The organism is Belnapia rosea (genome assembly GCF_900101615.1).
In the GTDB taxonomy this organism is placed as follows: Bacteria; Pseudomonadota; Alphaproteobacteria; order Acetobacterales; family Acetobacteraceae; genus Belnapia; species Belnapia rosea.
Genome location: NZ_FMZX01000025.1, coordinates 38316 through 50226, shown reverse-complemented (window position 1 = coordinate 50226; position 11911 = coordinate 38316). Strand labels below are relative to the sequence as shown.

Here is an 11911-nt window from a genome sequence, read left to right as displayed (position 1 = left end):
CGGCCATGCGGTGCATCGAGTGCAAGGTTCGCCAGACGATGCGGGGCGGGTACCAGGGGCGGGCGAGGAAGCTCTCGGCGAAGCGGCGGAAGATGGGGCGGTAGATTTCGGACAAATCCGGGTCGGGGAGGAGTTGGGAGGGCGCGGGCAGGGCGGAGAACAGGCCGAGGCGGCGGGCGAGGACGATGGCGTGCAGGCCGCCGCAGAGGCGGATGGCGCGGCGGAAGGCGCAGCAGATGCGGTGCGCGAGGGAGGCGAGGCGCTCCGGGTGGAGGGCGACGGCGAGCAGCAGGCGGGGCCAGAGGCCGGCGCGGGCCCAGCGGCGGTAGGAGCGGGAGACGGTGTCGGGCTTGCCGAAGTCGTGCGGCAGGATGCGCCAGGGGGCGCGGCCGCCCCCGTGCTTGGTGGTGGCCCAGTGGAAGATGGCGTCGAGGCGGGCGCGGGGCGTGCAGTCCATGGGTCGGCCGCGGTCGGCCATGCCGCAGCCCATGGCGGCGAGGATGGGGGCGAGGGCCCGCCATTCGGCATCGGTCATGGGTGCCCAGGGCCGGGGCGGGGTGAGGCGGGTCAGCGGGTCGAGGTAGAGCCTGCGGAAGAGGTCGTGCCTCGCCACGAGGTCGGCGGGGAAGATGCCGACCGGGATGGGGTCGGGCTGGATGCGGCGCCTGCGGCGACGGAGAGGCATAGGAAGGGGTCCAGCAATTGGGACGATCATCCTATAAGGATTTTATTCCTTATTCAAGACGTTCGGCAACCTTTGCGCGATAAAGCTGATGGCAATCATCCTGTGATGTAGTGGTCTGGCAAGTCACCCCATATGACGCGACAGGTCGCCAATTTTCCGTCGCCAATAAGGACAGCGATGTCTACCGAAGCTGCGCGCCTGGACGCCCTGCGGCAACTCGACCTGCTCGATACGCCACCGAGCGAGGCGTTCGACCGCATCACCCGCATGGCGGCACAACTCTTCCGCCTGCCCATCGCCGCCGTCTCCCTCACCGATTTCGACCGGCAGTGGTTCAAGTCCCGCGTCGGGGTGGAGCATCGGTCCATCCCCCGCGAGCGGGCGCCCTGCGCCGAGGTGGCCGAGACCACCGACCCGTTGCTGATCCCTGACCTGCTGGCCCATCCCTGCTACCAGGAGAGCCTGCTGGCCCGCTCCGGCATCCGCTTCTATGCCGGCGCGCCGCTGGTCACGCGGGATGGTTATGCGCTCGGCGCCATGTGCGTGCTGGGGACGGAGCCGCGCGAGGCGACGGCCACGGAGATGAGCATGCTCGCCGACCTGGCCGCCATGGTGATGTCGCAGATCGAGCTGCAGCACGCCTTCGGCCGCATCGACCCGATGAGCAGCCTGCCCAACCGGCTGCAATTCATCGAGGATCTGGAGGACATGGCGCGGGACCTGACGGCGCCGGAGCGCCGCCTCGCCGTGCTGGTCGACCTCGCCGGATCGGAGCAGATCAACCAGGCGGTCCGCGTGCTCGGCCCGGATTTCATCGACGAGCAGGTGCGCCATGTGGCGCGGCAGCTGCGCCAGGTGGTCGGGCCGCAACGCAGGGCCTACCATGTCGCCGCCACCCAATTCGCCTTCCTCGCCCGGTCCGGCGCGGAGGAGGAGGCCTATGCCGATCGGCTGGCCGAGACGCTCGAGCGGCTGCGGGGCGGCGATGCCCGCTTCCTCGCCGGTGCCACCGCGGGCGTCGCCCCCTTCATGCTGGGCGAAACCGAGCCGCAGGACGTGCTGCGGATCGCCTATAGCGCGGCGCAGGATGCACGCCAGGTGGAGCGGCGGGTCGGCTTGTTCTCATCCGCCCAGGATGCGGCGCATCGCCGGCGCTTCACCCTGCTGGACGCCTTCGCCAAGGCGCTGGAGCGGCCCGAGCAGCTCCGCCTCGTCTTCCAGCCGAGGGTCGACCTGGCGAGCGGGCGCTGCACCGGGGCGGAGGCGCTGCTGCGCTGGCGCCATCCGACCCTTGGCGACGTCTCGCCCGGTGAGTTCATGCCGCTGGTCGAGCAGACCGCCATGGCCCGGCCGGCGACCGCCTGGGTGCTGGAGCAGGCCATGACGCAGCTCGCCGCCTGGCGGCGGGCGGGCCTCGACCTGCGGCTCTCGGTGAATATCTCGGCGACCAACCTGACCGAGCCGGATTTCGCCGAGCGGGTGCGGGAGGGGCTGGCGCGGCACGGGCTGGAGGCGGATTGGCTGGAGCTCGAGCTGACCGAGAGTGCCGTCATGGCCGATGCCGGCCAGGCGCTGGCGGTGCTGGAATCCCTGGCGGGCATGGGATTGCGGCTGGCGATCGACGATTTCGGCACGGGCTACAGCAGCCTGTCCTACCTGCAGCGGCTGCCCGTGCATGTGGTGAAGATCGACCGCAGCTTCGTGCAGGGGCTGACCGAGGATGGACGACGGCGCTCGCTGGTCTCGGCCATGATCGCGCTGCTGCAGGATCTCGGCCACAGGGTGGTGGCCGAGGGGGTGGAGACCGATGCGGTGCTCGACCTGCTGGTTGGGGATGGCTGCGACGAGGCGCAGGGCTACCTGATCGGCCGCCCGATGGCGGCGAAGGACCTGGATGCCTGGCTGCGGGCCAGGCAGGAGGCGGTGCCGGCCCTCTGAGGGGTGGTCAACCGGCGCGCCAGCGCGGGGCGATCCAGGCGCGGGCGCGGACCGGGCCGCGGGGTGTCATGGGGCGAACGGGCGTGAGGCGGTACTCGGCGCCCTCATAGGCCGCGAGGCGGCGGAAGGCGGCAGGGCCGGCCCGCAGCAGCGCGCCCTCGGTCATCGCGCCGGGATGCGGCACCAGGGTCGGGTAGCGGGTGCCGCGAAGCGGGCAGCGGGCATAGCCCGCGAGGCTTGCGGGGCGGAGGCGGCGGGCGAGGCCGTGCTCGCCCGATTGCCGGGCGAGCACCTTCGGGTCGAGCAGGCTGCCATAGAGGAAGAGCAGCACGCCGCGGTCAGTGGCCGGCATTCTCCGCCGAGAAATCGGGGGCGGGGAGGCCGCTGGCGACGAGCTGCTCGACCAGCAGCGCCTTCAGCCGCTCCAGCCCCGCCTCGGTGGAGGCCTCGCAGCGGGCGACCAGCACCGCCTGGGTGTTGGAGGCGCGCAGCAGCCACCAGCCATCCTCGGTCAGCACGCGGACGCCGTCCACGTCCTGCACCTTGGCGCCCGCGGCGGCGAGGCGGTCCTTCACCTCCTTCACCACGGCGAATTTGCGGGCCTCGTCGCAGTCGAAGCGCAGCTCCGGCGTGTTGATGACCTGCGGCAGGGCGGCGCGGACCTCGCCCAGCCTCTCCTGCATCCGGGCGACGATGCCGAGCAGGCGGATGGCGGAATAGGGTGCGTCGTCGAAGCCGTACCATTTGTCGGCGAAGAAGATATGGCCCGACATCTCGCCGGCGAGCGGGCTGCCGGTCTCGGCCATCTTCGACTTGATGAGGGAGTGGCCGGTCTTCCACATGAGCGGCGTACCACCGGCCTTCTGCACCTCGTCGAACAGCACCTGGCTCGCCTTCACATCGGCGATGATGGTGCCGCCGGGCTTCGACTTGAGCACGTCGCGGGCCAGGATGATGAGCAGCTGGTCGCCGAAGAGGATATGGCCCTCATTGTCCACCACGCCGATGCGGTCGGCGTCGCCGTCGAAGGCGATGCCGAGATCGGCGCCGGTGCGGGCGACCTCGGCGATGAGCTGCTCGAGGTTCTTCGCGACGGTCGGGTCGGGGTGGTGGTTGGGGAAGGTGCCGTCCACATCGCCGTTGATGACGGTGTGCTCGCCGGGCAGCTTGCCGGCCAGCGCCTTGGTCACATCGCAGCCGGAGCCGTTGCCCGGGTCCCACACGACCTTGAGGGGGCGCTCGCCGCCGTCATAGTCCTGCAGCACGCGGGCGACGTAGTCCTCCATGATCTCGACATGGCGGTCGCTGCCCTCGGTGGCGACGGGGACGACGTCGCCGTCCCGCGCCATCCGGCCGATCTCCTGGATCTGCGGGCCGAAGAAGGGCTTCTGGCCCATCATCATCTTGAAGCCGTTGTAGTTCGGCGGGTTGTGGCTGCCGGTCACCATGATCGCGCCATCGGCCTGCAGCGCATGGCTGGCGAAATAGAGCATCGGCGTGGCGACGAGGCCGATGCGCAGTACCTCGATCCCGCAGGCGCGCAGCCCGGCGACGAGCTGCGGCTCGAGGTCCGGCGAGGAGAGGCGGCCGTCATAGCCCACCGCGACCTTGGCGCCGGCCTTGTTCCCGTTGGCGCGCACCACGAGCGAGCCGAAGCAGCGGCCTATGGCGAAGGCATCCTCGGGCTGCAGCGTCTCGCCGATGATGCCGCGGATATCGTATTCGCGGAGGACGGTGCCGTGGAATTCGTGGTGGAAGACGGACATCGATGGGGGGTCCTGATGGTGCGGATGGCCGGGTTTCAGCCGGCCATGGCGTAGCGGATGCGGGCCGGTTCAGGCGTGGCGCTTGAGGATCTCACGCATGGCCGGCGCCATGTCCGGCCGGGCCAGGGCGAAGGCGACCTGCGCCTCCAGGTAGCCGGCCTTGTCGCCGCAGTCGAAGCGCCGGCCCTGGTAGAGAACGCCGTGGAAGGGCTGGCTGCCGATCAGCTTCGCCATGCTGTCGGTGAGCTGGATCTCGTTGCCGGCGCCGCGCTCCATCTTCGAGAGATGGCCGATGACCTCCGGCATCAGCACGTAGCGGCCGATGACGGTGAGGTTGGAGGGAGCCTTCTCGATGGGCGGCTTCTCGACCAGCCCCTTCACCTCGACGAGGTTGCCGGTGGTGGCGCCCGGGTCGATCACGCCGTAGCGGTTGACGATCTCGCGCGGCACTTCCTCGACGGCGACGACGTTGCCGCCGGTCTCGTTGTAGGCGTCCGCCAGCTGCCTGGTGCAGGAGACCTCGCACTGCATCAGGTCGTCCGGCAGCAGGATGGCGAAGGGGTCGTCCGCGATGAAGGCGCGGGCGCACCAGATCGCGTGGCCGAGGCCGAGCGGCACCTGCTGGCGGGTGGTGATGATGGAGCCGGGCGGCAGCGCCTGGGCGTGGAGCATGTCGAGCTCCTTCTGCTTGCCACGCTCGGTCAGCGTCCGCTCCAGCTCGACGGCGACGTCGAACTGGTCGACCAGCATCACCTTGCCGCGGCCGGTGACGAAGCAGAACTGCTCGATGCCGGCGGCACGCGCCTCCTCCACCGCGTACTGGATCAGAGGCTTGTCCACCACGGGGAGCATTTCCTTGGCCATCACCTTGGTGGCGGGCAGGAAACGGGTGCCGAGGCCGGCGACGGGCAGGACGGCCTTCTTCAGCGGCTTCTTGGCGGGCACTGGGCTCTCCCTGAGGGATGACGATCGATGCGCCCGGGTCGTGGCGCGCAGGGGGAGGCATGCCATGCGGGGCGGGGGCGGGGCAAGCTAAGCTAGGTCATGGCGGGGGATCCGTCCCCCGCCATGGCCGGTCAGTCGCCCTTCGGGGTGGTGTCGTCGGCCCAGGGGCCGCGGGCGGCATCGCCGGGCACAGGGGCCTCCTCCTCCTCCTGCAGCAGGGTGCTGTCGCGGGTCAGGCCGCGGGCGTCCTTCTCGCCGGTGGCGGGCTGGCCACGATTGCCCTGGCGGAATTCGGTCTCGCCGAGCTGGCCGTTGCGGTCGTCGCTGCCTTTGTTGTCGGGCATGGGGCTGCTCCCTGGCTTGGGGTGGATGGAAGCAACGCGACCGGGCGGTGGATGTTCGTTGCGGCCCTCAGCCCAGCAGCAGGTCGCGGGCCTGGTTGATGCGCGTGGCCAGCCAGTCGCTGCCGCCCTGGTCGGGATGGGCCGTCCGCATCAGCCGGCGGTGGGCGGCACGGATGGCGGCGGCATCGGCACCCTCGGCGAGGCCGAGGATGGCGAGGGCCTCGGCCCGCGTCATCGGGCCATCGGGGGCGGGCGGGGCGGCCTCCCGCCAGCCGGGATGGGCCCGGTCGAGCCAGGTCTCGAGCAGCGGCAGGCTCTCCGGGTCGGTGGCGCGGCAGTCGTCCAGCAGGGCGAGCAGCCGGGGGAGGTCGAGCTCGGCCAGGTCGCGCCCGGCCTCGGCGCCGCGCAGCACGCGGCCGGTGAGGGTGCCGGCGGCATGGTCGAGCCGCATGGCCAGCGTCGCGGTCTCGATCGTGCTGGCATCGGCCTCGCCCGGCCGGCCGAAGCGGCGGGCGGCGGCCCAGCCGCGGAGGCGGCGCCACAGCATCGGGCCGAAGACGAGCAGGGCCCAGAAGGCCTGGCCGCCGCGTCCGCTGACCAGCAGCAGCACGAAGAGCCCGGCGCCGAGCAGGCCGAGCAGCCAGAACAGGGCCTGGCGGATGGCCGCGGGCGGGGCGGTGGCGAAGGCGCGCAGCAGCCAGAGGCCGAGCAGCAGCGCCCCGGTGCCGATTGCGAGCCAGGCCATCGGCGCCTAGCCGGGGGCGGGGAGCTGGCCGGCGATGCGCCGGGCGGCCTCGCCCGGCAGCCGGGCCAGGGCGGCGCGGCCGCCGGCGGCATAGACGGCGACGGCGCGGAGCAGGGCGCGCAGCGCCTCGGCGCTCGCCGCATCGAAGGGGGCGAAGGCACCGCCGGATAATTGGGCGAATTGGCGGAAGGCCTCGGCCGCGCGCCGGTCGCCGCCTTCATGGAAGGCGAAGATGGGCGTGCCGTGCAGGCCGAGTTGGCCGGCGAGGTGGCAGAGCGGGTCCAGCGGCTCCTCCTGCGCATCGCCGATGAGGATGAGGGCATGGACCCGGTCGCGCCGCGTCTCGGCCAGGGCATGGTCCAGCACGCGGCCGATCTGGGTCTGGCCGCCGAGGCATTGCAGGCCGGTCATCCGCCGGGTGAGCTCCGCCGCATCGGTCAGGAAGGGGGTGGCGGCGAATTCACCGAAGCCGCGGAAATAGGCGAGGCGGATGGCGAGGCCGCCGAGGTCGCGCGTCGCCGAGAACATCTCGCCCTGGAGCTGGCAGGCGCGGTCCCAGCTCGGCTGGCGGGAGGCGGTGGCGTCGATGGCGAAGATCAGCCGGCCGCGCCGCCCGCTGGCCGGGCGCACGGGCAGGCTCTCGACCTGGCGCAGGAAGGCGCTGACGGCGGTGGAACCCGGGGCGGCGGGCAGCTTGCTCATGCGGGAGAGATGGGCGCGCCGCATGGTGGCCGCCAGGGGCGGCGGCCTTCGTGCCGATGGCGCAAAATTGCGGGCGGGCGGCGCCCCGGCATGCGACAACCGGGCAGCGCAGGAACGGAGGCAGGAATGCGGGGGCTCCGCGGGATCGGGATGCTGGGCGGCTTCGTCGCCGTGCTCGGGGGCGGGCTGGCGCTGGCCCAGACCAAGCCGCCGGCGCAGGGGGCACCACAGCCGGTGCCGCAGCCGGGCAGCAAATTCGCCCCGTCTCCGGCTCCCTCGCCCGCCACGCCGCCGCTGCCCGACAAATTCGCCAATCCGCCGGTTATCCCGCCGCCGGTGCCGCCGCGGGCCCAGGCGCCCGGGCCCACCCCTGGCCCTGGCCCCGCACAGCCCACCGATAAATTCGGCACCCAACCCCCGGCCACCACGGCGCCGGCGCCGCCCGCCGCGGCCCCGGTTCCGCCGAACGAGCCGGCGGCCCTCGGCCAGCTGCGGGCGCTGCTCGGGCCGGGCGTCGGCCTCACCTATCGCAGCGCGACGGTGGCCGATACCGCGACCGGCGCCGTGCGCCTCACTGATGCGGAGCTGCGCCACCCGGATGGCCAGCGGATCGCTGCCGGCGAGATGCTGGTGGACCGGCCGCGGCCGGATGGCATCGCCGGCCTCACCGCCAGCACCGTCACCGTCACCGGCACCGAGGGCAAGGTCACGGCCATTGGCCGGGCGGAGCTGCGCGACCTCACCGTGGCGCGGCCGGCGCCGGGCGAGACGCTGCGGCCCGACCAGCTCTCGCTCGGCCTGCTGCGGCTGGAGGCGCTGGCGGTGCAGGGCGACCGCCCCGTCGCCATCGCCGAGGTGATGGTGCAGGACTACCGGCCGGGCGGGCCGGGCCGGGCCAGCCTCGCCGGGATTGACGTGCTGGTGCCGGAAGGCGGCGGCGTGGGTGACCGGGTGAAGGTCGGCCGCATCGCGCTGGAGGGGGTGGACCTGCCCGGCACCTTCGCCGCGCTGGCCGAGAAGGAGGCGCCGCCGCGGCCGCCCGGCGCCTATAACGCCGCGGTCGAGGGCGTCACCGTCACCCAGGGCGGCACGCCGGTCGGCTCGCTCGGCGCGCTGCGAATCACCGGGGCGCTCGACCAGAGCGGGCCGGATACCGGGCGGATCACGCTGGAGGGGCTGCGGGTCGAGCCCTTCCCGATGATCGCCCTCTGGCTGCAGCGCCTCGGCTACCAGGCGCTGACCGGGGATTTCTCGGTCGAGACGCGGATGGACCAGGCGGCGGGGCGGCTGGAGCTGGTCGGGATGCTGCTCGGCGTGCGGGATGCGGGGGCGCTCGGCCTCTCCCTCACCCTCGAGGGCGTGGCGCCGGACGGGGCGACGCAGGACCGGTTCCAGGCGGCGCGGCTGGCGGGCTTCGCGCTGCGCTATCTCGACCAGTCCCTGCTGCAGCGGCTGGCGGCGGCCGAGGCGCGGCAGAGCCGGCGGCCGGAGCGGCAGGTGCGGGATGGCTGGGCCAGCCAGGCGGCCGGCGCCATGGGCGGCGGCATCGGCGCCGTCGCCCCGGTGCTCTCGGCGGTGCAGCGCCTGCTGCGCGGCCAGGCGCAGGAGGTGACGATCACCGCCCAGCCGCCGAAGCCGGTGCCGATCGCCGAGTTGTCCGGCGCCGCGGCCGGCGGTGCGGAGGAGGTGCAGCGGGTGCTCGGGATCACCGCGACGGCGCGCTGATCCCCGGAGCACACCCGATCAGGGTGGACTCACCGGATCGGGGTGGTTGGCCCGAATACGACGGAAACCGCTCAGCCGCCTGCCTTGGGCAGTGCCGCGCAATCGGCCGCGCCCGGCTGGCCGGCGAAGCGGGCGGCGATCCAGGCCCGGGCTTCCGCCTCGCCCGTCACCATCACCCCGTTATGGTCGGCGCCGGCGACAGGCCGGTAGGCGAGGCCGGTGCCATCGGCGCAGAGCTGCGCCGCCAGGCTGTCCGTCCAGCCGGGCGGCACGGTCACGTCGGCCGTGCCCTGCATGATCATCGTCGGCGCGGCGATGCGCAGCCCGCCCGGCTCGTTCGCCTGTGCCATGCGGGTGAAGGCGGCGAGGTCCGGCTGGGGCAGGAACTGGTCGCGGGCGATGGCCTTTGACCAGTAGCCGGTGGTCAGCGCATGGGTCATGCAGCCCTCCTGCAGGTCCGGCAGGTGCACCAGGGCGGGTGGTGCCAGCACGCGGCGCAGGTCGATCTCCCGGTTCGTCCCGGCGAAGGAGAGCAGGGTGTAGAGCACATAGGGCAGCGAGAGCTCGACATCCGCCGCCTGCCGCACCGAGTCCAGCCGGCCCATGACCTGCGAGCCGGGGGCGAAGGCGAGGGTGCCGAGCTGGGTGAATTCCGGCACGTAGTCCGGCCCCTGGGCGCCGGTGAAGAGCGCCGCATGCCCGCCCTGGGAATGGCCCATCACCGCATAGCGCCGGCCGATGCCGGGCTCCACCGCGCGGCCGGCGCGCAGCATGTCGAGCGCGTTGCGGCCATTCGGCCGGCCCTGCAGGAAGGGATGCGGGCCGGGCGTGCCGAGGCCCTGGTAATCCGTCGCCACCACCGCATAGCCCCCGCGGACGAAGCCATCGAGCAGCCGGCGCAGTCCGGCGAGGTAGGGATGCTCCGGCCCCTGCGGCGTGTCGAGCGAGGGGGCGCAGGCGGAGGCGAGGCCGGTCGTGCCATGCGTCCAGGTGATGACGGGCCAGCCGCCCTCGGGCGGGCTGCCCTGCGGGACATGCACGGTGCCGGAGACGGCGATCGGCTTCCCGTCGGGATCCTGCGAGAGATAGAGCACGAGCAGGTTGCGCGCCGCGCCGGGCAGCGAGGCCTCCGCCGCGAGCGGGCGGCTGCGGATCACCGTGCCATGCTCGCCACGGGGCAGGGGGTTCGGCGGCTGGTAGAAGGCCGCCACCGATGCCGGCTCGGCCGCAAGGGGCGGGGGCGAGGCAAGGCCGGCCGCCAGCAGCAGGCCGGCCAGCAGCAATGGACGGAGCATGGCGGGGCGTTCCCTTGGGGGTCTCTGTCGGTTCCCGCACAAAGCGGGAGTGGACGCTACCACCCAGGGTTTTACCCGCGCAACGACCTGACTCAGGCCGCCGGGCGCTTCCGCTCGCTCTCGGTCTTCAGCTGGCCGCAGGCGGCGAGGATGTCCCGCCCGCGGGGCCGGCGGATCGGGCTGGAATAGCCGGCATCGTTGAGGATGGCGGCGAATGCCGCCGTCTGCTCATAGGTGCTCGTCTGGTAGGGGCTGCCCGGCCAGGGGTTGAAGGGGATCAGGTTGATCTTGGCCGGGATGCCCTGGAGCAGCCGCACCAGCTCGCGCGCCTCGGCCTCCGAGTCGTTGACGCCGCGCAGCATGACGTATTCGAAGGTGATGCGCCGCGCGTTGCTCGCGCCGGGATAGCGCCGGCAGGCATCGAGCAGCTCCTTGATCGGGTATTTGCGGTTCAGCGGCACGATCTCGTCGCGCAGCTCATCCGTCACCGCATGCAGCGAGACGGCGAGGTTGACGCCCAGCTCCTGGCCGCAGCGGTCCATCATCGGCACGACGCCGCTGGTGCTGAGGGTGATGCGCCGGCGGGAGAGGCCGATGCCCTCGCCATCCATGATGATGCGCAGCGCCTTGGCGGTGTTCTCGTAATTGTAGAGCGGCTCGCCCATGCCCATGACGACGATGGTCGAGAGCAGCCGCGGCTGGTCGTCCTTCGGGCTCGGCCATTCGCCGTAGCTGTCCCGCGCCGCCATGAACTGGCCGACGATCTCGGCGGCGCCGAGGTTGCGCACCAGCTTCTGGGTGCCGGTATGGCAGAAGCGGCAGGACAGGGTGCAGCCGACCTGGGTGCTGATGCAGACGGCGCCGCGATCGGCATGGCGGTCGGGGATGTAGACCGTCTCCACCTCCTGCCCGTCACGCCAGCGGAACAGCCACTTGCGCGTCTCGTCCTGGCTGGTCTGCACCGTGGTCGCCTGCGGGCGGCCGACGGTGAAGCGCTCGGCGAGCTTCGCCCGCATCGGCCCGGCGATGCTGGTCATCGCGCCGAAATCGGTCACGCCCTGGTGGTAGATCCAGTGCCAGAGCTGCTTGGCCCGGAAGGGCTTCTCGCCGAGGGCCGCGAGCTCGGCCACCAGCTCCTCGCGCGAAAGGCCGACCAGCTCGCGCCGGCCGTCCGGCAGGGTTGCCTCAGGCGGGTTGAAGAGGGCGGATTTGGCGAGGATGCGCTCGCGCTCGGCACTCGTCAGGTCACTCATCCGTTCCGGCCTCCCGGCGGGCATTCCTTGCTGATGGCATCATAGGCGGCGCTGAAGCCGGCGAGGGGGAAGGTGTCGGAGACGGTGCCCCGCCCGTTCGCGCCGGGGCCCTTCAGCACCGCCTCCCGTCCGTTGCGGAAGGCGCGGATGGCGGCCGCGCCGTCCCGCGCCGCGGCGGTGGAGCCGGCGGTGTAGAAGGGCAGGTCCGTGCCGCCCACCGTTGCCGTCGCCTCAGCATTGCGCGGATAGGCGTAGCCGGCCGAGACCGTCACCGTGTCCCGCCGGCCCTGCCGGTGCGTCACCGTCAGCATCACGCCCTGGCGGCTGGCGCGGGCGAAGGCATAGCAGACCTTCTGCCCGCCCTCGGCGAAGGAGGCGGCGATCCAGGACTGGAATTCGCCGAGCTTCTGCGGCCTGGCCTGCTGCGCCTGGGCAGCGGGGGCGAGGAGGCTGGCGAGGAGGAGGAAGCAGGGAAGCGCACGCATGCCGCTGGAAGCACCTGTCAGAGCCGGT

At 72.4% G+C, this 11911-nt stretch carries 12 protein-coding genes; 2 read left to right on the top strand and 10 right to left on the bottom strand.

All coding sequences use genetic code 11. From position 1 onward, the window contains the following. Positions 1-685: transposase (locus tag BLR02_RS24050; protein WP_090664920.1), on the bottom strand; the 685-nt coding region annotated here is incomplete at its 3' end. 177 nt (positions 686-862) lie between these two features. Between BLR02_RS24050 and BLR02_RS24045 the strand changes: the two genes are divergently transcribed. Continuing rightward, entirely contained in the window at positions 863-2623 is a 1761-nt protein-coding gene (locus BLR02_RS24045; RefSeq protein WP_090664919.1) for a putative bifunctional diguanylate cyclase/phosphodiesterase, read from the top strand. 7 nt (positions 2624-2630) lie between these two features. Here BLR02_RS24045 and BLR02_RS24040 read toward each other — a convergent pair whose 3' ends face one another. The 6 genes from BLR02_RS24040 to BLR02_RS24015 form a co-directional block, all read right to left on the bottom strand. Beyond that, positions 2631-2975 carry a gamma-glutamylcyclotransferase family protein gene (locus tag BLR02_RS24040; protein WP_090664918.1) on the bottom strand — a complete coding sequence of 115 codons (345 nt, stop codon included), beginning with the start codon at positions 2973-2975 and terminating at the stop codon, positions 2631-2633. Next, complete coding sequence (gene pgmG, locus BLR02_RS24035; protein ID WP_090664917.1) at positions 2962-4389, bottom strand: phosphoglucomutase/phosphomannomutase PgmG; 1428 nt, start codon at positions 4387-4389, stop codon at positions 2962-2964. Before pgmG ends, BLR02_RS24040 begins: the two co-directional genes overlap by 14 nt. A 69-nt stretch (positions 4390-4458) precedes the next feature. Then, positions 4459-5334, bottom strand: coding sequence for a UTP--glucose-1-phosphate uridylyltransferase (locus BLR02_RS24030; RefSeq protein ID WP_090664916.1), 876 nt, complete (start codon positions 5332-5334; stop codon positions 4459-4461). A gap of 131 nt (positions 5335-5465) precedes the next feature. Continuing rightward, the gene (locus BLR02_RS24025; protein ID WP_090664915.1) at positions 5466-5678 is read right to left on the bottom strand and encodes a hypothetical protein; all 213 of its coding nucleotides are present in this window, start codon (positions 5676-5678) and stop codon (positions 5466-5468) included. Positions 5679-5745: 67 nt separating this feature from the next. Further along, positions 5746-6423, bottom strand: a complete 678-nt coding sequence (locus BLR02_RS24020; RefSeq protein WP_090664914.1) for a J domain-containing protein — start codon at positions 6421-6423, stop codon at positions 5746-5748. A 6-nt stretch (positions 6424-6429) separates the two neighbouring features. Next, on the bottom strand, positions 6430-7125 hold the full coding sequence (locus BLR02_RS24015) for a vWA domain-containing protein (RefSeq protein ID WP_090664924.1): 696 nt from the start codon (positions 7123-7125) through the stop codon (positions 6430-6432). 126 nt (positions 7126-7251) lie between these two features. Between BLR02_RS24015 and BLR02_RS24010 the strand changes: the two genes are divergently transcribed. After that, on the top strand, positions 7252-8850 hold the full coding sequence (locus BLR02_RS24010) for a hypothetical protein (protein WP_090664913.1): 1599 nt from the start codon (positions 7252-7254) through the stop codon (positions 8848-8850). Between the two features lie 71 nt (positions 8851-8921). Here BLR02_RS24010 and BLR02_RS24005 read toward each other — a convergent pair whose 3' ends face one another. The 3 genes from BLR02_RS24005 to BLR02_RS23995 all read right to left on the bottom strand — a co-directional run bounded on the left by BLR02_RS24005 (position 8922) and on the right by BLR02_RS23995 (position 11883). Then, positions 8922-10145 (bottom strand): lipase family protein, encoded by a 1224-nt coding sequence (locus tag BLR02_RS24005; RefSeq protein WP_090664912.1) that lies wholly within the window; start codon positions 10143-10145, stop codon positions 8922-8924. Between the two features lie 92 nt (positions 10146-10237). Further along, the gene (rlmN, locus tag BLR02_RS24000; RefSeq protein ID WP_090664911.1) at positions 10238-11398 is read right to left on the bottom strand and encodes a 23S rRNA (adenine(2503)-C(2))-methyltransferase RlmN; all 1161 of its coding nucleotides are present in this window, start codon (positions 11396-11398) and stop codon (positions 10238-10240) included. Next, positions 11395-11883 carry an invasion associated locus B family protein gene (locus BLR02_RS23995; protein ID WP_090664910.1) on the bottom strand — a complete coding sequence of 163 codons (489 nt, stop codon included), beginning with the start codon at positions 11881-11883 and terminating at the stop codon, positions 11395-11397. The genes rlmN and BLR02_RS23995 overlap by 4 nt, the downstream gene beginning before the upstream one ends. Positions 11884-11911 lie beyond the last annotated feature (28 nt).